Below are 24,376 nucleotides of genomic sequence, written 5' to 3'. Positions count from 1 at the left end.
CACTCCATTACCTTACCCGGTCACCCTTCAGGAAAAAGCCTGGCGTTTGTGCGCCATAAATGGAGCTGGGAAGATGAAATACTTTGCGCGTAGTGCGCTTTCTCTGGGACTTTTCGCCGTTTTTAGCACCGCCAGTTTTGCCTCTGGCCTCGTTCTGGCCGATAACGAATTTCGCAATGATTTAGCCTGGTTATCCGACCGCGGAACCCTCGCGTTAAGCCTGTCGACCTGGCCTCTGAGCGAGGAGGAGATTAACCGCGCGTTGGCCAACGCGCATCCGACAACCTCCGCAGAGCGGGGGGTTCTGAGTCGTGTAAATCAGCGTTTAAGGGCGCTGAAAGCCGACGTGCGCGTTACCGGTTACAGTTCCACTGATAAGCCGGGAACCCCGCAGGGGTTTGCCCAGTCCTATCCCGCCGACCAGTCGCTTTCTCTCGCCCTGAACAACAGCGGCGAAGGGTGGGATCTGCATCTACAGGGCAATGTTGAAGGCGACAAGCGCATCAGCAACGGTTCGAGCGTGAACGCCAACGGCGCATACGGCGCGGTAAAGCTGTGGAATCAGTGGCTGGCGTTCGGGCAAATTCCGCAGTGGTGGGGGCCGGGCTACGAGGGCAGCCTGATTCGCTCCGATGCCGCGCGGCCGATGACCGGTTTTCTGCTGCAGCGCGCCGAACAGCGCGCGCCGGAAACCTCGTGGCTGAGCTGGATTGGCCCCTGGCAGTATCAGCTTTCCGCCAGTCAGATGAGCCAGTATGCCGCCGTACCGCATACCAAAATCTTCGGCGGCCGCCTGACGTTTTCGCCAATCTCCTCGCTGGAGCTGGGGGCCTCACGCATCATGCAATGGGGCGGCGAAGGGCGACCTTCATCATTCAGCAGCTTCTGGGACGGTCTGACCGGCAATGACAACACCGGCGAATCGGCCGACGATCCCGGCAACCAGCTGGCCGGTTTTGATTTCAAGCTGAAGCTGGCGCCCGCTCTGGGGTGGCCGGTGAGCATTTACGGCCAGATGATCGGCGAGGACGAAGCCGGATATTTACCCTCGGCGCACCTCTATCTTGGCGGCGTGGAAGGGCATCACCAATGGAATAGCAATGCGGTTAACTGGTATCTGGAAGCCCACGATACCCGTTCGAACATGGGGCGCACCAACTACATCTATAACCACTTCATCTATAAAGACGGCTACTACCAGCAGGGCTATCCGCTGGGCGACGCGATGGGCGGCGATGGGCGTCTGTATGCCGGTAAGGTAGAGCTGGTAACCGAAGAGAACCAGCGCTGGAGCGCGCGGCTGGTCTACGCAGAGGTCAATCCGAAGAACCAGCGAATCAATAAAGCCTTCCCGCGCGCCGATACGCTGAAGGGCGTGCAGCTGGGCTGGAGCGGCGATGTGATGCCGACGGTACGTCTGAATACCTCCGTGTGGTACACCGACGCCAACCACAGCGCCAGCGACGATGTCGGGGCCAGCATCGGCGTCGAGCTGCCGTTCATTTTATAACCGGATGGCGCCGGTTTTTTTACTCTTCTTGCCGCGCGGATTTGTGAATTGCCGCACATACTATGGCTGATAGTACTGCTAATTTATGTGTATATATATACAGTATTTTATCAACGGTGGAGGCAGCATGGAATATAACGTTAAGTCCGTGGGCAAGAAGAAAATTGCCGGGTTTCATCTGGTCGGTCCCTGGGAGCAGACGGTTAAACAGGGGTTTGAACAGCTAATGATGTGGGTTGATAACAGCCAGGTTCCGGCGCAGGAGTGGGTGGCCGTTTACTACGACAATCCTGATGAGGTCCCGGCGGAAAAGCTGCGCTGCGCGACCGCCGTCACGGTGGCGGAGGACTACTCAATCCCCGCCAACAGCGAAGGCGTGATGATGACCGATATCGCCGGCGGAGAGTACGCGGTTGCCCGTGCCAGAGTCGAGAATTATGACTTTGCAACGCCGTGGTATCAGTTCTTCGAGAGCCTGATGCAAAGCAAAACGCACCAGATGGCGATGAAACCCTGCTTTGAAGTCTATCTTAACGATGGTAACCAGGACGGCTACTGGGATATTGATATGTACATCGCGGTCGAGCCTGCGGTGAAGTAAATCGAACATTGTCCCTTCGCTGGACAAGGTTTATTACATTCGCGTGATGCTTGCGGCGAAAAAGCAGTTACAATTGGCCTTTTCGTTGTGTCGGAGTAGGTTGTGCGCGCGGATAAATCACTTAAGCCATTTGAAATTCGGCTGTATCGCCATTACCGCATCGTCCATGGCGTGCGAATAGCATTGGCCTTTGTGCTCACCTTTGTGCTGGTGCGCCTGCTTAACGTTCCTGAAGGCACCTGGCCTCTCATCACCCTGGTGGTGGTGATGGGGCCAATCTCCTTCTGGGGAAACGTCGTACCGCGCGCGTTTGAGCGCATCGGCGGCACGATCCTCGGCTCGGCGCTCGGGCTGGTGGCGCTTAAGCTGGAGCTCATCTCGCTGCCTATCATGCTGCTGTGGTGCGCGGTGGCGATGTTCCTCTGCGGCTGGCTGGCGCTGGGCAAAAAGCCTTACCAGGCGCTGCTGATCGGCATCACCCTGGCGGTGGTTGTCGGCGCGCCGCCGGGCGATATGACGACCGCGCTGTGGCGAAGCGGCGACGTTATCTTCGGTTCCCTGCTGGCGATGCTGTTCACCGGTATCTGGCCGCAGCGGGCCTTTCTGCACTGGCGCATCCAGATGGCCAGCTACGTCACCGCCTTCAACCGGCTTTATCAGGCCGGCTTCTCGCCGAACCTGGTGGAGCGTCCGCGTCTGGAAAAGCACCTGCAAAAGGTCCTCAACGACGTGGTGAAAATGCGCGGATTGATTACGCCCGCCAGCAAAGAGACGCATATCCAGAAAGCCATCTTTGAGGCGATCCAGACCGTCAGCCGTAACCTGGTGTGCATGCTGGAGCTGCAAATCAACGCTTACTGGGCATCGCGTCCCGGCCACTTCGTGATGCTTAATGCCCATACGCTGCGCGAAACTCAGCAGATGACTCAGCAAACGCTGTTGACTATCGCCCACGCCCTGTATGAGGGCAACCCGCAGCCGATCCTGGCCAACAATGAAAAGCTCAACGAAATCGTTGCCGAACTGCGCCAGCTCATCAAAGAGCAGCAGGACGACAATTTCTCCGAAACGCCCATTCATGGTTATGTCTGGTTAACTATCGAGCTGGCGCGCCAGCTCGAACTGCTGTCGCATTTGATCTGCCGGGCATTGCGTAAATAAAGACCAGACTCGCGTGGTTTTTCCATCGCTTGCTTCGATTCAGCAGCGTTTAGGGTTATGATAACGGCAAAGGAAAAAACATTGTCATCAGCGGCTGCTAACAGTTATGTTAGCCCTATGTAGCAGTCGCTTTAGCGAATCCGAATCTCAAATATTAGGGGTATAAAAATGGAAACAACTAAGCCTTCTTTCCAGGACGTACTGGAGTTTGTTCGCCTGTATCGTCGTAAGAACAAACTGCAGCGTGAAATTCAGGACGTTGAGAAAAAGATCCGTGATAACCAGAAGCGCGTCCTGCTGCTGGACAACCTGAGCGACTACATCAAGCCGGGCATGAGCGTTGAAGCTATTCAGGGCATCATTGCCAGCATGAAGAGCGATTACGAAGATCGCGTTGACGACTACATCATCAAAAACGCCGAGATCTCCAAAGAACGTCGCGACATCTCTAAAAAGCTGAAAGCAATGGGCGAAGCGAAAGTAGAAGATAAATCTGCCGAGTAATTCCCGTTTAAGCGCTCCGGCGGCGCTCGCTGCCGGAGTTCCTCTTCTTTCTCTTGCGCCATCTCGCAAATCCTTCGCAAAACACCCCATGCAACGCTGAATCTTTCCCGAGGAATTTGGTATACTTCCGCGGTAAACATATTGATATCGGAAGGGTTTATCTCATGCTGTCCCTGCAACAGGTGCCGCCGCGATGATACTGATTACCGGCGACGCCCATAGCGGCCAACGCCGCGACGCCGAATCTTTACTCAACTCTTTCGTTTCGGCGATCTACATCGCTACCTCCCGGATATCCGACAATCAAATCGCCGCGCGCATTCAACACCACCGTGATACCCGGCTTGCCCACTGGCGGCTGGAAGAACGCGGCCGCGCTCAAGCCGCGCGCACAAGTCAGGTTACGGCCGGCGGCGGAGATGAATAACCGCTGGCCGCGGGGTTTATCGACAGGAGTCCTCTCTCAATGATTAAGTCTTTTTTTGCCGCATTATCGTTTATCAGCCGCCTGCCGGTCCCGGCGCGTTTATCCCAGGGGCTGGAAATTGAACAATATCAACGCAGTATAGTCACATTCCCCCTGGTCGGATTGCTGCTCGGGGCGATTGCCGGCGCCGTCGTGATGCTGCTCCAGCCGTGGTGCGGCGGCCCGCTTGCCGCGCTGCTCGGCGTGCTGGCGCTGGCGCTGTTGACCGGCGGCTTCCATCTTGATGGACTGGCGGATACCTGCGATGGCATTTTCTCCGCCCGCCGGCGCGAACGGATGCTGGAAATTATGCGCGACAGTCGGCTGGGCACTCACGGCGGGCTGGCGCTGATTTTCGTGCTAATGGCGAAAGTGCTGGTGGTCAGCGAGGTGGCGCTGCGCGGCACGTCGACGCTTGCCGCGCTGGCAGCCGCCTGCGCCGTCGGCCGCGGTATGGCGGTGCTGCTGATGTATCGCCAGCGCTACGCCCGCGAAGAGGGGCTGGGCAACCTGTTTATCGGCAAAATCACGCTGCGTCAGACGCTGATTACCATGGGGATCGCACTGGCGCTGGCGATAGTGCTGCTCGGAGTTAACGGTCTGCGCGCGGCGCTTATCACGCTGGTGCTGGTCTGGGCGCTGGGTCAGGCGCTGAAGCGTACTCTGGGCGGGCAAACCGGCGACACGTTAGGCGCGGCGATTGAGCTGGGCGAAGTCATATTTCTGCTGGCCCTGCTGTAGGATTGGCTTTCTTCCCGGTGGCGCTGCGCTGACCGGGCTACGGGTTAACAGCGCTCTGCGGGGCGGTAGCCCGGACAGGCGCATCGCGCCGCCTCCGGGATATGTGCCGGGATATTATCCGGCACCTATGGCTATAGCGCTTTTTGCCATACGCTCTGCGGCAGCAGATAAACGTCCGCTGGCGCGTTCATGCCATCGGTCACAATATGCTGAATGCCGCTGGCCATCACCGCCAGGGTGACGTCAAAGGCGTTCAGGCTATCGCCAAAACCGGCGGTCAGGTTGAGCATCGAACCGTTCGCCAGCAGATAAACGGTTTTATCGCCCATCCGGTAAGCGTTGATATAGGGCATGACCTCTTCCTGCGCAAACTGACGCAGGTACTCGCAGTCAATCTCTTCCGCCACGTGACCCACGTTGAGGATAAACACCCCATCTTTGGACTTATCCAGCGCCTGGCGGTTAACGACTTTTTTGCCGCCGGTCGCTGTGGCCACCACGTCCGCCGAGGCGATAGCCTCCTGTAATTCAACGACGTGCCAGCCATCATAGGCCGCCTGTAATCTCCGTGCCGGGTCGATTTCCGCCACCATCACCTGGCCGCCGAAGGCCTTCGCTGCCGCCGCGACGCCCTGGCCGACCAGACCATAGCCGATGACCAGCACTTTTTTCTCATGCAGGGTCAGGTGGGTTGTCTGGAAAAAGGTATGCCACGCGGTCAGGCCGACCATATGACGGTTGTGCAGTCCTTCCTTAACCGGCAAATCATCCCAGTTAAAAATCGGATAGCCAGGACGAATATCGCCCAGACGGCTCACGCCCGAACCTGTCGCTTCAAGCCCGGCGACAACGTTGCCGAACTCCCCGCGCTGATGCAGTAGGGTCGTAATATCCGCGCCCATTTCGCACAGATGCGTCGGCTGCCAGGCAATCGCTTTTTCCCACGATTGCTGCCAGTCGGCATCGCTCATATCGCGCCAGGCGCAGGCCTCCGCGCCGCGCTCCACCAGCCAGGCGACCACCTCATCCTGTACCGTGGTTGGGTTACAGGTGGTGAGAAAAACCTTCGCGCCTTTTTCCAGAATTCCCTGCACCAGCGGGATCATTTTCATATCGAGATGCATACAGCAGGCCAGACGCACCTCGCTGAGATCGGGCAGGGCGGCGACCTGACGCAGGGTGCGCGGCATATTCTGACTGGCCCATGCGATTTCTTTCTCTAATTTTATTTTGTTATTCAACGTGTTTGACCTTCAATCCATAGAATGCTGATACCCAGAGGTGAGGGGATTTTAACGTAGCGCGCGCCGTTTTTACATTCACAAAATGAATGGCAAAAAGCCACGATAAAGACATGGTTGTTAAAATAAGGTTAAAAAAAGAAAATAAAGCATAAGTTTTTACGATGACGTAAGCGAGCAGCAGGATGTTAAGCGTATTACCCGGATCGCTCTTTTCGCGGATCCGCATTTTTCTCGGTCGCCTGAAGCCACACGCCTTACCGGTCGCCAGAAAACATATTGTTCTGGCCTCGATCGGCGCCGGGACGGGCCTGGCGGTGACCAGCTTGTTCAGCCACTGGCTGTTAGGCGAGGTTAATATCTGGTTTATCGCCCCCATGGGCGCCTCGGCGGTACTGCTGTTTGGCGTCCCGAGCAGCCCGCTGGCCCAGCCTTGGTCGATTGTCGGCGGCAACGTGCTCTCGGCGCTGATCGGCGTGACCGTGGGCATAGCGATCCCGAACCTGGCGCTGGCCTGCGGTGTGGCGGCAGGGCTGGCGATCGCCGGCATGTACTTCCTGCGCTGCCTGCATCCGCCGGGCGGAGCGGTGGCGTTAACGGCGATCCTCGGCGGGGCGGGGGTACAGAGCGAGGGCTACCACTTTGTTCTGACTCCGGTATTACTCAATTCCCTGATGCTGGCGCTGCTGGCCATCGTCTTCAACAACCTGGTCGGACGTCGCTACCCGCACCCGCTGGCCGCGGAAGAGGTGAAGGCTAAAGCGGTGCCGCTGGGCCTGTCGGTGACCCGCGATGATATTCACGCGGCCCTGCTGGACGGCCAGTTTCTCGACATCGATGAAGACGATGTGCAGGAGCTGCTGGAAAATATAGAACAAAAGGCCAGACAGCGTATCGCCGGCGCCCGCCGATCCTGATTTTCCCGCCCACCGCAGGGCGATGCGGCGCTCCGCATCGCCGCCAGGGCTACAGTTCGCCGGTAACGTACTGCGCCACGCCGCGGCCAAAGCTCCAGTCCCCTTTGTGGTTGCTGATTACCGAGATCATCAGGTCGTCGCCGCTCAGCCCGCAGTGCTCCTGGAGCTCAGCTTGCAGGATGGCATAAAAAAGCTGCTTCTGCTCTTCGCTGCGCGGGCTGGTATATACCCTCACCACCACCACCTTCCGGCTGCGCGTCAGCCCTAGCCCGGTGTCTTCAACGATCATATGGTAGGCTTTGTTTTCATGAACAATCTGGTAGCGGTCGCGCTCTGGCACCTTGAACGCCTGCACGACGGCGCGATGTGCCGCATCCAGCAGGGATTTGATCTCGCTTTCGCTGCGTCCTTCAATGATATCAAACGTCAGTAATGGCATAGCAGATGATCCTTATTGTCGGGTTAACGGTCTGTGAATGTGATGCTAACCAATGCTGACGACGGCAAAAACCGCTATATTTGAACGCATTGTTTTTCTCTGTGAACAATCGATATGCGCGAGATACGCCCGGAAATTTACTGGACCCATTTGTACTGGCTTACGGTGCTGGAGGAGCAAAAAAGCTATACCCGCGCTGCGGAAAAGCTGGCGGTCAGCAAATCCGCCATTAGCCAGAAAATTAGCGAACTGGAGCGGGTCACCGGGAAAACCCTGGTGCACCGCACCACCCGTAGCGTGACCCTAAGCGAAGATGGCCTGCGGCTGGTGGCGGAACTGAACGAGCCGTTTGGGCAGATCCGCGAGATCTTTACCGGCACCTGCGATGAGGAAGGCGGCCCGCTGCGCGGTACGCTGCGCCTGACCGCGCCGGTGGCGTTCTCACGCCAACAGCTAGTCCCGGCCATTACCCCTTTTCTGCATCAGCATCCGCAGCTTCATCTCCAACTGGAGGTGACCGACCGGCTGGTGTCGCTCGCCAGCGAGGGGTTCGATCTCGCCATTCGCCACTGTCGTCGCGAGCTGCTGCCGGAGACCCACGTGGCCTGGCCGCTGTGCCGTACGGCTACCCTGGTGGTCGCCTCGGCGGACTATATTCGCCGCTTTGGCCGTCCCGATTCGCCAGACGCGTTGCGTCAGCATCAATGCCTGACCTACCCGCGCGGGCCGCAAAGCCCGCACTGGACCTTTGAGCGCAACGACGAGCGGGTGAGCGTTAAGGTGCAGGGGCCGTTTGCCACCAATAACAGCGAATCCCTGCGCGACGCGGTGCTGGCGGGGCTGGGTGTTGCCTTACTGCCGGATTTTAGCGCCAGGGAGGCGATTGGCCGCGGGCTGGTACAGGAGCTGCTGCCGGGATGGCGGCCGGTGGATGTGTTTGCGGAAAGTCTCTACGTCATTCGCCCCTACACGCCGCGCGTATCGCGGGCGGTAGAGGCCTTTAGCCGCTATCTGAAGGCGACCTTCAGCTGATATTATCGAGCTGCTGCGCCAGCGCCTCGCGAAAGCGCGGCAGCAAATCGGCCCCGTCTGAAATCAGCTCCGCCAGGGTCACGGTTTTATCGGCGCGGTAAACCCGCCCACTGCCGAGCCGGGCTTCAAAATCATTGGCTGCCCGGTGAACCGCTGCCAGGTCGGCATCCAGCAACACCACCGCGTGCGCGAGAACCACATGGCCTTGACCTTCCGCCATCGGTCGCCAGTACTGGGCCGTGCCGGCTATTTTTCGCGCATTCTCGCCCTCGCCGCAGGCCAGATTATAGCGACCATCGCAAAAAGAACCGTTGACCGCCTGGAAGTGGCTGGCCACGCCGAAAGTCGCCAGCGTGCGCTGCAGCAGCGCGCAGAGGGAAAGATAAATCGGCTCTGCGGCTTCGCCCAGCGAGTGATAAACCGGCCAGGCCAGGCTGAGATTGACAATTCCCGGCCCCTGCGGCACCAGCCCGCCGCCGGAGCGGCGCAGCCAGACCGGCCATCCCCGGCTGGCGAACTGCTCGCTCGTCGCCGGGAGTTCAGCAAATTTCCGATAGCTTCCCGGCACCACAAACCCCTGCGGGGCCTGCCAGAGCTGAGCCACCGCTTCCCCGTCGCGAGCCCGGTCAAACAGCGGTTGCTCGGCCAGCGTTGGGTCGGCGCAGTAGCGAACCGGCAGCTGCTGGTGGTTAACGCGCAGCGGCCAGCAGGGATCCTGAGTCATCATTTCTCCTTACTGAGGTTCTTCGTCATGGCGGCTGGGTTTCATCAGCATCGCCGTGAGGGCGGAGAGCAGGCAGCCCGCGGTCAAGTAGATAGCGACGCTATGCCAGGCGCCGCCGGATAAGGTGACCAGGGCGGCGGCGATAAACGGCGTAAAACCGCCGCCGACGACGCTGGCGACCTGATATCCCACCCCGGCCCCGCTGTAGCGATAGCTGGCGCCGAACATTTCGGTAAACATCGGCTGCTGTACGCAAACCACCATGTCGTGCGCAATATTCGCCAGCATGAGCGCGAAAAACAGGATCCAGAAGTAAGACTGGCTTTCGAGCGCCATAAAGAACGGGTAGCCGCTGAGGGTACCGATCAGCGCGCCGGTGATATAGACGCGGCGTCGACCGAAGCGGTCCGCCAGCCAGGCGAAGCAGGGGATGGTCAGGCAGCTGATGGCGCCGACGAGCAGGCCAATATTCAGGAACAGCTCGCGCGGCAGACCGAGGTTTTGCGTCGAATAGTTGAGCGCAAAAGCGGTGACGATATACATGGTCAGCAGTTCGCACAGACGCAGACCGATAATCATTAAGAACGCGCCCGGATGGCGGAATAGCGCTTCCACGACCGGCAGACGCTTTTTCTTTGGCTGCCCCTGCTGTTCGCGCTGCTGCTGTTCAAATTCGGCGGATTCCGCCATGCCGTTGCGGATCCAGAGCGCCGCCAGCACCAGCACGACGCTAAACAGGAACGGCAGGCGCCAGCCCCAGCTGAGGAACTGTTCATCGGTGGTGCTGGCGCTTATCAGCGATACCAGCCCGGTAGAGAGCAGCAGTCCGACGCCGTAGCCCACCTGTACGCCGCTGCTATAAAACGCTTTCTTATTTTTCGGCGCGCTCTCTACCGCCAGCAGCGCCGCGCCGCCCCATTCACCGCCCACCGCAAAACCCTGGACGGCGCGCAGCAGGACCAGCAGAACCGGCGCCCACCAGCCAATCTGGCTGAAGGAGGGAAGCAGACCGATACAGGCGGTGGCGATCCCCATCATCCACACCGTCAGCATCAGCATGCGTTTACGGCCGAGGCGATCGCCGAAATGGCCAAAGATAATGCCGCCGAGAGGGCGGAAGAGGAAGCCGACGCCGAAGGTGGCAAACGCGGCGAGGGTGCCCATTGCCGGGCTGATTTGCGGGAAAAACTCCCGGTTAAATACCAGCGCGGCGGTGATGCCATAAAGAAGAAAGTCGTACCAGTCGACCACGGCCCCGGCGAAGCTGCCCCAGGCCGCTCTGCGGGCGCGGTTGAGTGAGCATGCCTCCTTGCCGGGGCGTTGAGAAATTAACGTTGAGTCCATACCTGTCCTGTCTGTTGCTGAGTTTTTAATTATTGGAATGAGACGCTTTTCGGATCCGCGCCAGCCTTGAGACTACCGCGCGGATGGTTAAGAGAAAAGATTTTTACCTGCTCTGGGCGTTTAAAGGCATAAAGGGTTTGCTTAACCGGGCGCGGGACGTCTTTGCGACGCGTTCAGAATGTGAGCTTCGGAGTCCGCTTATTGTTTTTAATTTTAATTTTTGAACTCAATGGGGACACCTTTTAAGAAATGACTTAAATGGTTTACAATTAACAAGTCTCCAATTTCGGAAGGGTGAGTTAAATGCGTTTAATTTTTGCAGCTTTATTTTGTGTTATGGTTTCCCCTTCCGCTTTTGCAGAAAAACTGCCAGCGCCGGTGGGCCAACCCGTTTTAACTATTTCCGGCCTGATTAGTAATACGAATGAGGGTGATACCGCCGTTTTTGATGTCGCGGCATTAGAAAAGCTGGGGATGCAAACGGTGATCACAACCACGCCGTGGTACTCGGGAAAGGTGCGCTTTGACGGCATTTCCCTCAGTAAACTCATGGATTTAGTCGGTGCCAAAGGTAAGTCGGCGCGGGTGCTGGCGCTAAACGATTACACCACCATCGTACCCATCGATGATTTTCATAAATTTCCGGTAATTTTGGCTTTAAAAATGAACGGCGAATATATGCGCATTCGCGATAAAGGGCCTTTATTTATTGTTTATCCCTACGACAGTAGCCCGGAATTGCAGAATCAGATTTATTATTCCCGTTCGGCATGGCAGGTTTCGAAGATTATAATTGAGTAAGGGTTTGATCTTGAATCGAATACTCACTGCCATTATTTTGTTGCTCTTCCTTGTGACCGGTTACATTACTTATCTGGTGCATGAGCGGCAAAGTGAGCTGCAAAAATTAACGCGTTATACCGATTCGTGGTCCGTTTCCCAGATAGTCTCCGAGTACATGCGCCTCGAGGCGCGGCTAAGCGCGATGGGGCTGGAGGTGAAGGGAAGCGACCACGATGAGGTACGCCTGCGCCTGGAAATTATGATGAGCCAGATCGCGCTGCTGCAGCAGGGTGATTTGGGAAAGTTTATCGGCAAAGATCCTCACCGTAAGGCGATAGTTGACAGCCTGATTGGTCTTCTGGGCCGGCTGGATAAGCAGCTGGATACCATGTCGACAGCGCAGCTGAAGCTGATGCTGCAGGAGATGAGCACTCTCGACGGGCCGTTGACCTCGCTTGCGTCTACTTCACTCGCCCAGGATTTTAATCTTGTTAATCTGACCCACGATAAAATACAGAACCTGTATTACATCTATTCGGCTATTTCTATTCTGCTGATTATTCTGTGTATCACTCTTGGGCTGTTGATGCTGAAGCAGAATAACACCCTGCGTCGCGCCCACGTGCGGATGAAATTACTGGCAACCGATCTGCAGGCTTCAAAAGAGAAGCTTCAGGTGCAGAACCGTCGGCTGCAGTACGATGCCTATCATGATTCGCTGACGGGTATGCCCAACCGGCTCTCTTTCTGGCAACGTCTGCAGGAGGTCGTTAATCAGGTGCGGCCTTATAACGGCTCGGCGGTCGTCATGCTGTTTGACCTGGATAATTTCAAGGACGTCAACGATACCCAGGGGCACGATGCCGGGGATAAGCTGCTGCAGGATTTGGCCAGCCGTCTCTCCTTTTTTCGCAAAACGTCAGAAACGCTCTACCGGCTGGGAGGGGACGAGTTTGCCCTGGTTTCGCACGATCTCAACGAGGAAATGGCGCTGGAGCGGGCGGAGGCGATCCGGGAAAAGATCAGTCAGCCGTATCAGATTTACGATACGCTGATCCAGATTGGCGCCTGTATCGGGATTGTTATCTCTGACGGCGAAAGCCGCACCGACTATTTATATAAATGCGCCGATCTGGCGCTGTATGAAGCGAAAAAAGCGGGGTCCGGTAAAGTCCAGGTATACCGCCCTGGGTTGCTTCAGCGCCAGCAGGAAAACAAATCCTTCGAAGATGATCTCATGCAGGCGCTGAACAAAGGTGAGTTCAGGGTTTACTATCAGCCGATAGCTGACACCCTGAACGGTGAAATCTACGGCTACGAAGCGCTGGTGCGCTGGTTCCATCCGCTGCGCGGCAGCGTTCCGCCGACCGAATTTATCCCGGTCGCGGAGAAGATTGGCCTGATTAATCAGCTGGGCGAGTGGGTGTTGAGAACCGCCTGCGAAGCGGCCGCCAGCTGGTCGTCGCCGCTAAAAGTGTCGGTTAACGTGTCGCCCATTCAGCTGATTAATAGCTCGCTGACCGATACCGTGGTGGCCATATTGAGAAGCACCGAGCTTGACCCGCATCGTCTGGATCTGGAGATTACCGAATCTGACGTCTTTAACGAAAATACCCGCTCTTTAGAGATCCTCAGCCAGCTGCGCGAGCTCGGGGTGCAGATCTCCATTGATGATTTTGGTACCGGCTACTCTTCGTTATCGCGTTTAAGCTACTTCCCCTTTGATAAGATAAAAATCGACCGCTCTTTTGTCATTAATATTCCTGACCAGAAAGATGACCTCGATATCGTCAGGCTGATTATCAGCATGGGCAAAAGCCTGCATATGCGTATCGTGGCTGAAGGAGTCGAAACAGAAGAGCAGCTGCAGTCGTTACGCAAATTAGGCTGTGACCTGGTACAGGGCTATTTAATCGGTAAGCCGGGGCCGCTTAATTCACCCGAAAACAGGTAGTTCATCTCTTAATAAGGGCAATGTTAATTTAGCTGAACATTGCCCTTATTTATTTTAAATCGCTGTAATCCCTAATAGGTATAAATAGGGGTAGAGATTCGTGTCGTTAAAAAATAATACCCTTAGCGATTGAAAGGGGTATATCATATGCAACATATTTTCCTGGTTTCGACCGTATATGCGGCGCGTTAAGAGAGGCAAAATCATGCAGCGAATCATTATTCCTACCCACTATGTGCATACCCGGAGCACGCCGCTGTGGACCAAACAGACGGCGCCGGCCTCAATCTGGAAGCGGCACCTGGATGCCGGTACCCGCCAGGGCGTCTATCCGCGTCTGTCGGTCATGCGCGGAGCGATCCGCTATTTTGGATATGCTAATGAGACCAGTGCGGATCCGCTGGAAACCCTGACCATTGCCGAAGGCGAATTTGGCGTTTTTCCCCCTGAGAAATGGCATCGCATCGAGGCGTTAACGGAGGATACCGTTTTTAATGTCGATTTTTACGTTGACCCTAAAATTCTGATCGAGGGATAGGCATTATGATGAACAGTGAAAATAAAGGCTATGCGTTAGCGGTTATCAACGGCAACAATAAAGAGAAAAAAGAAAAAGTCTATCTTAAGCCGATGGCTCTTTATGTACCTGATATCGCCGCCCAGGCCGTGTCTGAACTTATTTCTACGCTGTCGACGGATAACGCCGGAGGAAAAGGATTTATATTAACGGTGACCAATAATAATAACGGCGTGTCGGTCGATAGTGAATTTGCGACCCTGGCCGGGCTACAGGATCCGCAGACGGCGGCCGACGCGGTAAAAGACCTGATTAATATTGTCCGCGGCTACGAGTCCGACGAAGAGACTAACGTCTGCGGCTGGTAGTCGTGTGCCGAAGGCAAACCGTCAGCTGACGCTGGTCGCCCCGCGTTGACCAGCGCCATTCGCGTCAGCGGTAGCCAGCGGTTTTTAGCGGCGAGTGATGTGTTTGACATTGTATTTGTTGGTATTTTGGTAAATATCGGATAAATCGACAATGGTATTGTTATGCGCATAGCTGATTGACTGCACCCGTAGCAAAAGGCTGTTTTGTGGAACCTGCAAGAGCTCTGCCTGTTCGCGGGTGGCGAGAACCGGGGTATAGCTGCGGTGGCTCTCCAGAATGGTGATATTGCACTCTTTCTTGAAATAGTTAAATTTCGATCTTTCCAGATTTCCGACGCTTAACCAGGGAAAAATCGCCACCGGTATATAGCTGTTTTCAATCAGAATAGGCGAGTCGTCAATCATCCGGATGCGTCTGACGTAATAGACCTTTTCACCCGGCTCAATTTTCAACTGTTGTGCGATCGCCAGAGGCGCATCGATCATCGTGAACTCAATGACCTTGTTATGATAGTTGGTGACGCCGCCGATGTGCATCTGGTAGTTGAACCCGTCAAGCTCCCCACCGTGATAATTGCTCTTGCGCGCTACGTATGAACCGCTGCCGTGACGCTTGACGATCAGTTTCTCACTCTCCAGCAGCGTGAGCGCCTTACGGATGGTCATCACTGAGACCTCCAGCTCCCCGGCCAGCGCTTTTTCACTCGGGAGCGCATCTCCGACCTCAAACTCATCGCTATTGATGCGATTTTTTAGCCTGTCGGCGATTAATTTGTATATCACTTATAGATGTCTCCTGGCGGCGCTGTTTATTGAATTTTGTTTCTATCTGATTGATTTTAAAATTATATTTATTTTTATAGGTTTTCGTGTCTTAGCTGTCATCTATTTATTTGATTTTATTTATATATCTATTACTTCAAGAGATATATGACTTTCATCACAGATGACGATTTAACTCCTCTGATTTATTTCGGTCGACGCATAGGCTGAATCGCATGTTTCGAGCGCTGACGGTCGATAAGCAGTACGGGGGGGAGAATGATCGGGGTAAAAAAATTACAGGATTTTTCGAAGGCCATGATTGGGCCTGTGTTGTATTTGCCGGTGATTGGTCTGTTGATTGCGTTGCTCAGTATGACAACCAATAAAATTTGGCTAGCGGAAGACAGCTCGCTTTATCTGCTGGGGAAATACGTTTCCAGCATGCTGTGGGCAGTGATGAACAACCTTGGCTTCTTCTTTTGCCTCGGGCTGGCGGGGGGGCTGGCTAAAACCCGCAAAGCGGAAGCGGCTTTTGTTGCCGCAATGACCTGGTTTATGTACCTGGCGGCGAATAATAGTTGGCTAACCTTGACCCAGCGCCTCGCCGCCGGCGCCAGTAACGCGCAGCTTTACGGCAGCGGACAAACCTATATTTTTGGTTTCCAGGTCATTGATATGGGCGTATTTCTTGGCATCATTCTTGGCTGCGCGGTCGCTTTTATTCATAACCGGTTTGTCGAAATTGAGTTTCGCGGCGCATTCTCTATTTATGGCAATAGCAAGCTGGTCCTGATTATCATGATCCCGCTGGTCGGCGTATTTGCCATCGCCACGGTGTATGTCTGGCCGATCGTGGAACACGGCATTTCGGCGCTGACCGGGGTGATGAAAACCTTCGGGGCCGCGGGCGTTTTTCTGTATGGTTTTCTCAATCGTTTTCTTATTCCGACCGGATTACACCACCTGATTTGGTCGCCGTTTGTGTTTACCTCCATTGGCGGACAGCTGTTGATTGATGGACAGACGGTAGTGGGGGCAAAACCCATTTTCCTCGCGGAAATCGCCAATAACACCGGGGCCGCGTTAAGCGATTCGGCGCGATTTCTCACCTACGGGATGGTGAAAATATTCGGTACCGCCGGAATGGCGCTGGCCTTTTATAAAACCGCCCGGCCCGAAAATAAGCAAAAGTTAAAAATCACGCTGATTCCTTTGATTGTGACCTCGTTCCTGGTGGGCATAACCGAACCTTTTGAGTTTTTATTTATCTTTACCGCACCGCTGCTGTGGCTGGTTTATTCGCTGTTAGACGGGTTTTTCCAGATGCTGGCGTGGCTGCTTGATGTACGGGTCTGCGCCACCAACGGCATTATCGACTTTATTGTTTACAACATTCCGGCGGGAGCGCATCTCACGCGCTGGCCCGTGTTTGTCGCGCTGGGGCTAATGGAAACAGCGGCAATGTATTATGTCGGTAAGTTTATGATTATCCATTTCAAAATGCCAACGCCCGGCCAGGAACAAGAGGTCGCCGTGGTTAATCAACCGCCAAGCGCAGGTTCGCCTGACGCGGCGTCAGGGGAGCAGGTCATCCTCGGCCTTGGCGGCAAAGAAAATGTCTGTTCTGTCGATAATTGTTTTACGCGACTTCGGGTTGACGTGCGGGACCCTGCATTGATTCAGGAACATATTCTGAAGACCAGCGGCGGTACCAGCGTCATTATTAAAGGTCATCACGTTCAGGTTATTTATGGTTTAGGGGTTAATAAAATCCGTAACGCTGTGAATCGCTATTTAGATGTGCATGAATAATGAGGTGGAAGATGAAAAATAAATTTGTTGTGACTATTGCAGGCGGCGGCAGTACCTACACGCCGGGAATTGTGATGATGCTGCTGGAAAATATGGACAGGTTTCCGCTGAGCGAAATTCGTCTCTATGATAATCATCGCGATCGGCAAAGCGTTATCGGTGAAGCCTGTGCGATTCTGGTGGCTGAACGCTATCCGCAAGTCGCATTTAGCTTCACCACCGATCCGCAGGAAGCCTTTACCGGCGTCGATTTTGTGATGGCCCATATTCGCGTAGGCCTTTATGAGATGCGCGAAAAAGACGAGAAAATCCCGCTTAAGCATGGCGTGATTGGCCAGGAAACCTGCGGACCGGGCGGTATCGCTTATGGTATGCGCTCTATCGCCGGCGTCCTTGAACTGGTTGATTATATGGAAACGTATTCACCCGGCGCGTGGATGCTTAACTATTCCAATCCGGCGGCTATCGTGGCCGAGGCCACGCGTCGGCTACGCCCAACGGCCAAAATTATTAATATTTGCGATATGCCGGTGGCCATCGAAGGGTTATTTGCCGATATTCTCGGACTTAAATCGCGTAAAGAGATGAACGTGCGTTATTTCGGCCTGAACCATTTTGGCTGGTGGACCAGCATTACCGACAAGGCCGGTAACGATCTCATGCCGGCCTTAAAAAACCACGTTGCCGAACTGGGCTATTGCAGTCCGAAAGAGGATTTTCAGCATAAAGCGCCGAGCTGGATTGAGACTTTCAAAAAGGTGAAGGACGTCTTTGCGCTGGATACCGACACCTTGCCCAATACCTATCTGAAATACTATTTTTATGCCGATTATGAGGTGGCCCATTCGGACCCTGACTTTACTCGCGCCAACGAGGTGATAGCGGGGAGAGAGAAGGAGGTGTTTGATATGGCCAGAGAAATCGTCGCCCGGCAGAGCGGCAAAGCGGCGCATTTCCATGCCGGGGCGCATGCGACCTTTATCGTCGACCTCGCCTGCGCCATCGCCTTTAACACTCAGGAGAGAATGCTGCTGATTGTGGAAAACAACGGCGCTATTGCGAATTTTGACGATACCGCGATGGTCGAAGTGCCTTGCCTGGTGGGCGTTAATGGCCCCGAGCCGCTGGCGATGGGTAAGATCCCGCTGTTTCAAAAGGGGATGATGGAGCAGCAGGTGGCGGTTGAAAAACTGGTGGTGGATGCCTGGGTTGAAGGAAGCTATCAGAAGCTGTGGCAGGCGATGACCCTGTCCAAAACCGTACCGAGCGCTTCGGTGGCAAAAGCGATCCTTGATGAACTGATTGTGGCCAACCGCGGCTACTGGCCGGAACTGCGCTAATGCGCTGTCAACGCCCGATGTCTCCCGTCGGGCGCTGACTACACTGCGACGCCGGACTGCGGCTCCGCTTCGCCTGAGAGCTCCGCCATCATCTCCGCCACGTTTTCCCTGCCTACCGGCGCAGCGATGGCGTCCCCCTGAAAAGAGTCGACGCCCAGCGCTTTGAGTTTGTTAAATTTATCCCGGCTGTCCACGCCTTCCGCCAGACAGCGGCTGTCGGTCAACTGGCAGTAGTGGATGAGGCTTTTAATCAGGGCGAGCGCGTGCGGATCGCGCTGCATATCATTGACGATGCTCATATCCAGCTTGTAGGCGTTGAATCTCACCGTACGTACCGGAAACATCACGCTGCTTTGCGAGAAGCAGCCATCGAGCATGATACGAAAGCCGCGCTTTTGCAGGCGGGCGATATTGTCGGCTGTTTTGCCGTGGCGGTTGAGGTCGCTGTTTTCAGCGAACTCGAGCACCAGCCTCTGCGACCGCTGCGGCTGACGCAGCTGCTGGCGCGCGGTTTCCATCATGCGAAGCAGGTTATCATTACTGGCGACGGCGGCGGGAATATTCACGGCGAAATAGCATTCGCCAGAATGCCGGTTGATATTCTGTACCGCCTCCTGAAGCACAAAAGCGGTGAGCACCAGCCAGGCATATTCCGAGCCTATTTGCGGTAAAAACTCATCGGCAAGCAGCACGCTGCCGTTTCGGTTCCAGCGGGAGAGGATCTCCATCCCCTTTAATTGCCGGCGTTCATCGGCAATGGCCTGGAAAACCGGGAAGATATGTCGGGTGTGGATCGCATGGACGAGTTCGCGCTCGAAAGCGGAAAGGGCGGCGATGGGCTCGCTTTTCTGTTCTCGTATCTGGCTGCCGGGAAAACCGGGGGCCATTTCAGGATGGTGTTCCACCATTTTTTTTAATCCTGCGGTTCTTTGATTGTAGAGCGTTTTGTGGCTGATGCCGCGGCGTTTCGCCTGAGCGCTGGCGCTGTAGCCGCAGAGTAAACCGAGGATGGCGTCCAGCTCCGGCCTGGTGAGCCCGGCGGGGCGCTTGCCGAAAGCTCGCATCTCTTCCTCTGCCAGCTGTTCAAGGGAAGGATAGCCGTCGAGTATGGCGTCGCGCAGCAGCGCCGCCAGGCTGGGGACCGGCAGATCGGATGCGGCGGCTCGCACGGCTGAGAGCAGGCGACGGTCGGCGACCTGATGCAGCAGGGTGGACCACAGCCAGCTCGCCGGGCTGCGGCTGAGAAACAGCATGGGAAGCGGCGTGGCGGACCGAGCCAGCAGCGCGGCGGCCCGCTTCAGGGTGGCGAGAAGCCGGGCGGGAGCTTCTGGGAGAAAGACCACCACGCGGCGAACGCCAGCCGGTAGGGCCGGCGACTCTGACGGCAGCACGACGGGCCGGGTTCCCCCTTCCTCTATTATCCGCACCAGCCCCTCGGCGGCCAGCGAACAGGGCGACAGGATGCAGTCGACCTGCCGCCTGCCGGCAGGGGGCGGGGGGTTATTCGTAAACAAAGGTTACTCCGATAATTGACTGCACGTTACCCGCGGTCACCTGGCCGCTGGTGCGCGCGTAGTTGGCGGTTAATCCGAGGCTGACCGCCGAGGTTCCGACGTTGCCTAACGACACCGTGGTGTTGGCGGGAACGACGCTGCCGTTACGGGTTAGCTGAACGCCCACCCCCCGGGCAGGGGAGGCCGAGGCGGTATTGGTAAATATCGAATTGGCCGCGTTCTCCGTGGTACCGGAGAGGTAGTAGCCCAGATTCTGGTTTTGCGCGCAGTAAACCGTCAGCGGAATGGCGGCGGACGCGGGATATTCCGGCAGCGTCACCGTCACATCGCGAGCGGAAACGTCGCAGCCGCCGGTTGGCACCACGACGCTGTTGTTGGCGTAAATGTTCCATACGAACTGGAAGTCGTCATTATCCTTGTTGTTGGTCTGGCGCAGGATCAGGACCGCGATTAATGAACCGGCGGAAATCGCGACGCCGCCCGCGCTGCTGATGGGCGTCAGATAGAGGACGGTGGGCCAGGGGCTATCAACAATGGAATTGTAGGTCATACGCGCCGTTTCGCTGGTGGTCGGGAACGGATAGCTGACGCCGTTATACCTGACGGTGCCGGAAAAACTCGACAGTAAGCCGCCGTAGGCTGAACCGCGCTGCAGCGTCACGTAGTCGATCATGGTTTCCGGGAAATCGTTATGGCAAAAAATTTGCGTCGAGAGATCCACCACCAGGTTCTGCCCGACGCTGACCGCCGGCGCGAGGTTCACGTAAACGTTCGCCGAGCCGCCGCCGATGGGGATTGTCACCCCGGCGGCGGTTTTACAGGCGAACGACCAGGCGTTGAGCGACCAGCCCGCCATCAGCAGCGTTAACAACAGGGTGACTATTTTTTTCATTCCTCTTTTCTCCTGGCTCAGGCGTAGGTATAGGTGACGTTAATCACCGCCTGGATCGTTCCCTGGGTAGCGCCGCCGTTGACCGTTAGCGCTCTGACCTGGAGCGGGAAGCTGGCGGTCTGGGTGGCGTCATCCACCTGCACCTCTTTTCTCGCGCCGGTATTCAGCGTGGTGCCGCCCGCATCCTGGAGCTCAAGCTGGATATTGCCGGCGGTACCCTGGTTTTTGTAATAGCCGGTGGCATCCGCCGTGCCGCTGAAGCTGGCGGTGACCCGCGATGTGCCGACCGGGCAGTTGCTCAGGTTGAGCGCCACGCTATGCCAGGGCGACGAAGAGCCGGCGGACACCAGGCTAAAGGTATAGAGATCGCCGAGATCGACGGTGGCGTTAACGGTGGAAACCGTACAGGGTTTGGCCACCACTTTGCCGTTAACGGTAATGGTGACGTCGGCGGCCTGTAGCGTCGGGGAGGACGCCGCCAGCATCGCGGCCAGCAGCCATCCGGAATAGGTCGGGTTCATCAGCGCCTCCGGTTACTGAAATTCAAGCGTGAAGGTTGCGGTTGCATTAACGTGTCCGGCGGTCACCGGCACCTGGGTGGCCATCAGCCGGGCGTAAAAGTTCAGCGTGTTGGCCTGGCTGGGGGTCAGCGTGGTCCAGGCGATCGCTGACGAAGCGGCGTTGAGCGGCAGCGCCGTTTGCCGCGCGTCAAGGATCTGCACGCCCATGCCTGCCGCCGCTGAAGCCCCGCCGTCGAGCTTTAACAGTTCGGTATTGCTGCTATCGGCAACGCCAACAAAGCCGACCTTGACGGCGGTGACCGAGCTGCCGCAGGGCGACAGCACGATGCGAAACGGCACCAGCGGCGTGGTTGCCCCAACCGCATGAAGCTGCCTGGCGGCGTTATTCATCAGATCGACGGTAAAATCTTTCGATTCACCCGCCACGGCGCAGGCGTTATCGCGGATGTAGCCGCTGATGGTGATGGTGCTGTCCGCCGCGCTGGCGTTGTTGACCGCCAGTGATACGAGGGCGCTCAGCAGGTAGAAGTTTTTTCTCATCATGGTTTCCTTAGCGGCACTCGGCGGACAGCGAGATCAGCATCTGGCTCTGTTTTTCCGGCGGCAGGCTGTAGTTCGCCTCGCAGCTGGCATTCGGGCCTTCACCCCATTTCGCCTGTACTTTGCCGACCAGCGGCATCCCGCTCAGATAAACCTGGCCGTTATCGGCGACGATGCTGCTGCCCTGGCTGCCGACAGAGGTGACCAGCGCGCCGAAGGGAACCGGCTTACCGTTATAGATGAGCGACATCAGCAGCTTGAGTCCGACGTGGGCCTTAAACTCCGCGCGAACTATCGCGCCGTGGGTTGGCACTACGCTGGCCACCGCGTCGTCCAGGTCGACGTTATCGGCCAGGCTGTTGGTGTTCAGCGCCACCCGGTTTTCCCGGTATTCGGTGGCGTAGGGCAGAACGGCGTAGCCGCGCCAGTCGGTCTGGACCCCGGTCTGGTTTTCTACTTTTACATTGTCTGCGCCCGGGGCTTTGATCAGCACCACCGTGTCGTTCATCGGCTGGCTCAGGGTGACGCCGTCTGCGTGGGCCAGCACGCCGCCGCTCAGGCCGTAGTACAGCTGTTTGATGCCGTCGCTGCGGCTGTAGCCGACGTTGGCATTGCCGTAGCCGCCGCGGTAGTTCAGCGCCGCGTAGCCGGTGCCGCCGCTGTTGCCCTCACCGCCGCCGGCGTAGCCGGTCTGCATGCTGTAGCTCAGGTTGTTGTCCTCCAGCAGCGTGCCGTACAGCCCCGCCAGGCTGGTGGTCCTGCCGTTCAGATCGTTGGACATGCTGTAGCTGGCGCTGGCGTGTCGCCAGGCCGACTTGCTGTCGGATCGCATCCAGTGGCTGAACGGAATATTGACGTTGACGGCCAGCATCTGGTCACGACCCTGCTGCCAGGCGTTTTTGGTCAGGCTGTAGCTCAGGGTCCAGTTGATATCGTCGACGGCGGCGTTAAGCCCGGCCTGGAGCTGCCGGTCGGACTTGCTGGTCTCCCAATAGGTCTGGTGGCTGCCGCTCAGGTAAAGCGTGGCGGTACGCCCCAACTGCTGGGTAACGCTGAGCTGCACTTTGCCGCGCTTGTTGTACGCGAGGTTGTAGTAATCGGTGAACTTCGGCTTTACCTCAATCACCCCGTCCTGGGTCTCGACGTTGTAGCCGCTCATCCGGCTGTAGGTGGTGTCGGCGAAGCTGAAATAGCCGCGCGTCGAGTAGCGGTAGCCCACCAGTTGAATATTGGTGCCGGTATCCGTCAGCGACTTGTTATAGAGGAAACGTACCGACTGCCCCTGACGATTGCTGTCATCGGGCAGGGTGGCGTTGGCCTGGGTGATATCCAGCGACAGCGCCCCCAGCTCCCCCATATTTTTGCCGACGCCGAGGTTAAAGGCGCGGTAGCGGTCCGCCAGTTGGGTGCCGCCGTACAGCGTCCAGCCCGCCGGGAGACCACGCAGCAGAGTCCCCTGGAAGAACGTCGGTTTTTCCTGCTGATTGCTGCCGCTGCGATACTCTCCGGCGGTGACGGCATAGCGGGTATGGCCCTCGCGCTGGAGCACCGGAACGGACGAGTAAGGGACGGTGAAGACCTGGCTGCTGCCGTCGGCCTCTTTGATGGTCACCTGCAGGTCGCCGCCGCTGCCGGCGGAGTAGAGATCGTTGATGGTGAACGGACCGGGCGGCACCGTGCTCTGGTAAATCTCATAGCCGTTCTGCTTCACCGATACCTGAGCGGTGCCGCGGGCAATGCCGTGGATCACCGGGGCAAACCCCTTCTGGCTGTCCGGCAGCATATTGTCGTCGGAGGCAAGCTGCGCGCCGCGGAAGTTGATGCCGTCGAAGACGTCGCCGTTGGTGTAGCTGTCGCCGAGGGTCAGGCGCGAGCGCAGCAGTGTAATATCACGTTCAAGCCAGGTATTGATGTGCTGCCACTTGTTTTCACTGGTCGACGAGCTGCCGCCGCTGCTGTAGCTCCAGGTGGTGTTGTCGCGCAGGCGCCAGGCGCCAAGGTTCAGCCCGCTCTGCAGGTTCAGGTACGCGTAATTGCTGCTGCCGCCAACGTCGTTGTGCACGTTGTTGCCGGTGAAGTTGTAGTTCAGCAGGCCGGCGTTAATCCCGTGGTCCCAGAGCTCGGGCGGAATATAGCCGCGGGCGCGGTTGCCCATAAACGCCTGGGGTATGGTCAGATACAGCCGCTGCTGCCCGGCATCAAAGCGGGTCGTCGCGTCTTTAATCATCTCGGTTAACGGTACGCAGGCATCCGCCGCCAGGACGTCGATTCCGGCGATCGCTGAGGTATTCACGCCCATCCCGGCCAGCTGTCCGCGCGTCAGGCAGGGGGCCAGACCGTGGCCTTTTTCACCGGCATTAAACGTGACATCGCGGGTGGTCATATATCCGTCATTCAGATAGATATCGGCGCGGTAGGTGCCCGGCGGCAGCTCCTGGCCCTTTTCAAAGCCGGACAGATCCGCCACGGCGGCGGGATCGTCCGCCAGAAAGCGTGGGTTGAAATAGAGCTCCGCCTGGGCGTAAAAAGCCGGCGAGGCGAGTAAAAGAGCTAAGGGGATCTGCGCGAATGCGCGTACAGATCCTGGAGTCATACGCCGGGAGCCCACGTGGGCGAGTCCATATTTCAGATGTGACATAGTCCCTCCGGTCCAAAGTCGCCCGGCCATCGTTATTTTTTTCGTTCAGGGG

24 protein-coding genes are annotated in these 24,376 nt (G+C 56.9%); 14 read left to right on the top strand and 10 right to left on the bottom strand.

All coding sequences use genetic code 11. The features are described from left to right. Nucleotides 1-73: 73 nt before the first annotated feature. From BWI76_RS18775 to cobS, 6 genes are all read left to right on the top strand, one after another. Nucleotides 74-1,510: a capsule assembly Wzi family protein gene (locus BWI76_RS18775; protein ID WP_004138795.1), complete on the top strand. Its 1,437-nt coding sequence runs from the start codon at nt 74-76 to the stop codon at nt 1,508-1,510. Between the two features lie 127 nt (nt 1,511-1,637). Then, nucleotides 1,638-2,111: a DNA gyrase inhibitor SbmC gene (gene sbmC, locus BWI76_RS18770; RefSeq protein WP_004138797.1), complete on the top strand. Its 474-nt coding sequence runs from the start codon at nt 1,638-1,640 to the stop codon at nt 2,109-2,111. A 102-nt stretch (nt 2,112-2,213) separates the two neighbouring features. Beyond that, nucleotides 2,214-3,272 carry an FUSC family protein gene (locus tag BWI76_RS18765; RefSeq protein ID WP_004138799.1) on the top strand — a complete coding sequence of 353 codons (1,059 nt, stop codon included), beginning with the start codon at nt 2,214-2,216 and terminating at the stop codon, nt 3,270-3,272. 168 nt (nt 3,273-3,440) lie between these two features. Beyond that, nucleotides 3,441-3,776, top strand: coding sequence for a DUF496 family protein (locus BWI76_RS18760; RefSeq protein WP_004103624.1), 336 nt, complete (start codon nt 3,441-3,443; stop codon nt 3,774-3,776). Between the two features lie 193 nt (nt 3,777-3,969). Continuing rightward, on the top strand, nt 3,970-4,203 hold the full coding sequence (locus BWI76_RS18755) for a bifunctional adenosylcobinamide kinase/adenosylcobinamide-phosphate guanylyltransferase (RefSeq protein ID WP_004138801.1): 234 nt from the start codon (nt 3,970-3,972) through the stop codon (nt 4,201-4,203). Nucleotides 4,204-4,242: 39 nt separating this feature from the next. Then, entirely contained in the window at nt 4,243-4,983 is a 741-nt protein-coding gene (cobS, locus tag BWI76_RS18750; RefSeq protein ID WP_084402803.1) for an adenosylcobinamide-GDP ribazoletransferase, read from the top strand. A 131-nt stretch (nt 4,984-5,114) separates the two neighbouring features. On the opposite strand, the gene BWI76_RS18745 is transcribed toward cobS, so the two are convergent. Next, nucleotides 5,115-6,224: an adenosylhomocysteinase gene (locus tag BWI76_RS18745; RefSeq protein WP_024359995.1), complete on the bottom strand. Its 1,110-nt coding sequence runs from the start codon at nt 6,222-6,224 to the stop codon at nt 5,115-5,117. A gap of 185 nt (nt 6,225-6,409) precedes the next feature. On the opposite strand from BWI76_RS18745, the gene BWI76_RS18740 reads away from it, so the two are divergent. Continuing rightward, complete coding sequence (locus tag BWI76_RS18740) at nt 6,410-7,141, top strand: HPP family protein (RefSeq protein WP_004138821.1); 732 nt, start codon at nt 6,410-6,412, stop codon at nt 7,139-7,141. A gap of 49 nt (nt 7,142-7,190) precedes the next feature. Here BWI76_RS18740 and BWI76_RS18735 read toward each other — a convergent pair whose 3' ends face one another. Next, nucleotides 7,191-7,580, bottom strand: a complete 390-nt coding sequence (locus tag BWI76_RS18735) for a tautomerase family protein (RefSeq protein WP_004138823.1) — start codon at nt 7,578-7,580, stop codon at nt 7,191-7,193. A gap of 114 nt (nt 7,581-7,694) precedes the next feature. Here BWI76_RS18735 and BWI76_RS18730 point away from each other — a divergent pair, with 114 nt between their 5' ends. Next, a complete protein-coding gene (locus BWI76_RS18730) occupies nt 7,695-8,612 on the top strand; it encodes a LysR family transcriptional regulator (RefSeq protein ID WP_004138824.1) in 918 nt (305 codons plus the stop codon). Here BWI76_RS18730 and BWI76_RS18725 read toward each other — a convergent pair. Continuing rightward, nucleotides 8,605-9,336: a lipoyl protein ligase domain-containing protein gene (locus BWI76_RS18725; RefSeq protein WP_004138826.1), complete on the bottom strand. Its 732-nt coding sequence runs from the start codon at nt 9,334-9,336 to the stop codon at nt 8,605-8,607. The two genes, BWI76_RS18730 and BWI76_RS18725, sit on opposite strands and share 8 nt — an antisense overlap. Before the next feature lie 9 nt (nt 9,337-9,345). Continuing rightward, the gene (gene shiA / locus BWI76_RS18720; RefSeq protein WP_024359992.1) at nt 9,346-10,680 is read right to left on the bottom strand and encodes a shikimate transporter; all 1,335 of its coding nucleotides are present in this window, start codon (nt 10,678-10,680) and stop codon (nt 9,346-9,348) included. A 303-nt stretch (nt 10,681-10,983) separates the two neighbouring features. Here shiA and BWI76_RS18715 point away from each other — a divergent pair, with 303 nt between their 5' ends. The 4 genes from BWI76_RS18715 to BWI76_RS18700 all read left to right on the top strand — a co-directional run bounded on the left by BWI76_RS18715 (nt 10,984) and on the right by BWI76_RS18700 (nt 14,302). Then, complete coding sequence (locus tag BWI76_RS18715) at nt 10,984-11,481, top strand: molybdopterin-dependent oxidoreductase (protein ID WP_004138833.1); 498 nt, start codon at nt 10,984-10,986, stop codon at nt 11,479-11,481. Nucleotides 11,482-11,491: 10 nt separating this feature from the next. After that, the gene (locus BWI76_RS18710) at nt 11,492-13,417 is read left to right on the top strand and encodes a putative bifunctional diguanylate cyclase/phosphodiesterase (protein WP_049087410.1); all 1,926 of its coding nucleotides are present in this window, start codon (nt 11,492-11,494) and stop codon (nt 13,415-13,417) included. 205 nt (nt 13,418-13,622) lie between these two features. After that, nucleotides 13,623-13,955: a DUF1971 domain-containing protein gene (locus tag BWI76_RS18705; RefSeq protein WP_004138835.1), complete on the top strand. Its 333-nt coding sequence runs from the start codon at nt 13,623-13,625 to the stop codon at nt 13,953-13,955. 8 nt (nt 13,956-13,963) lie between these two features. Further along, on the top strand, nt 13,964-14,302 hold the full coding sequence (locus BWI76_RS18700) for a DUF1869 domain-containing protein (RefSeq protein WP_004138837.1): 339 nt from the start codon (nt 13,964-13,966) through the stop codon (nt 14,300-14,302). Nucleotides 14,303-14,386: 84 nt separating this feature from the next. Here BWI76_RS18700 and BWI76_RS18695 read toward each other — a convergent pair whose 3' ends face one another. Beyond that, complete coding sequence (locus BWI76_RS18695; RefSeq protein WP_004138839.1) at nt 14,387-15,085, bottom strand: GntR family transcriptional regulator; 699 nt, start codon at nt 15,083-15,085, stop codon at nt 14,387-14,389. 258 nt (nt 15,086-15,343) lie between these two features. On the opposite strand from BWI76_RS18695, the gene BWI76_RS18690 reads away from it, so the two are divergent. Together BWI76_RS18690 and BWI76_RS18685 are read left to right on the top strand one after the other, a co-directional pair. Next, the gene (locus BWI76_RS18690) at nt 15,344-16,879 is read left to right on the top strand and encodes a PTS transporter subunit EIIC (RefSeq protein ID WP_024359990.1); all 1,536 of its coding nucleotides are present in this window, start codon (nt 15,344-15,346) and stop codon (nt 16,877-16,879) included. A gap of 11 nt (nt 16,880-16,890) precedes the next feature. Next, nucleotides 16,891-18,219, top strand: coding sequence for a 6-phospho-alpha-glucosidase (locus BWI76_RS18685; RefSeq protein ID WP_024359989.1), 1,329 nt, complete (start codon nt 16,891-16,893; stop codon nt 18,217-18,219). Nucleotides 18,220-18,257: 38 nt separating this feature from the next. Here BWI76_RS18685 and BWI76_RS18680 read toward each other — a convergent pair whose 3' ends face one another. From BWI76_RS18680 to BWI76_RS18660, 5 genes are read right to left on the bottom strand one after another with little or no spacing between them, the layout of a single operon-like run. Further along, entirely contained in the window at nt 18,258-19,733 is a 1,476-nt protein-coding gene (locus BWI76_RS18680) for an EAL domain-containing protein (RefSeq protein ID WP_171820865.1), read from the bottom strand. Beyond that, complete coding sequence (locus tag BWI76_RS18675; protein WP_049087409.1) at nt 19,720-20,625, bottom strand: fimbrial protein; 906 nt, start codon at nt 20,623-20,625, stop codon at nt 19,720-19,722. Before BWI76_RS18675 ends, BWI76_RS18680 begins: the two co-directional genes overlap by 14 nt. A gap of 17 nt (nt 20,626-20,642) precedes the next feature. Next, entirely contained in the window at nt 20,643-21,146 is a 504-nt protein-coding gene (locus BWI76_RS18670) for a fimbrial protein (RefSeq protein ID WP_004138850.1), read from the bottom strand. A 12-nt stretch (nt 21,147-21,158) separates the two neighbouring features. Then, nucleotides 21,159-21,686: a fimbrial protein gene (locus BWI76_RS18665; protein WP_004138852.1), complete on the bottom strand. Its 528-nt coding sequence runs from the start codon at nt 21,684-21,686 to the stop codon at nt 21,159-21,161. 10 nt (nt 21,687-21,696) lie between these two features. Then, on the bottom strand, nt 21,697-24,324 hold the full coding sequence (locus tag BWI76_RS18660) for a fimbrial biogenesis usher protein (RefSeq protein ID WP_004138854.1): 2,628 nt from the start codon (nt 24,322-24,324) through the stop codon (nt 21,697-21,699). Between the last annotated feature and the right edge of the window lie 52 nt (nt 24,325-24,376).

The organism is Klebsiella sp. M5al (genome assembly GCF_002090195.1).
GTDB lineage: Bacteria > Pseudomonadota > Gammaproteobacteria > Enterobacterales > Enterobacteriaceae > Klebsiella > Klebsiella grimontii.
Note: the sequence above shows the minus strand (reverse complement) of the source record. Positions and strands in the feature narration are given on the sequence as shown.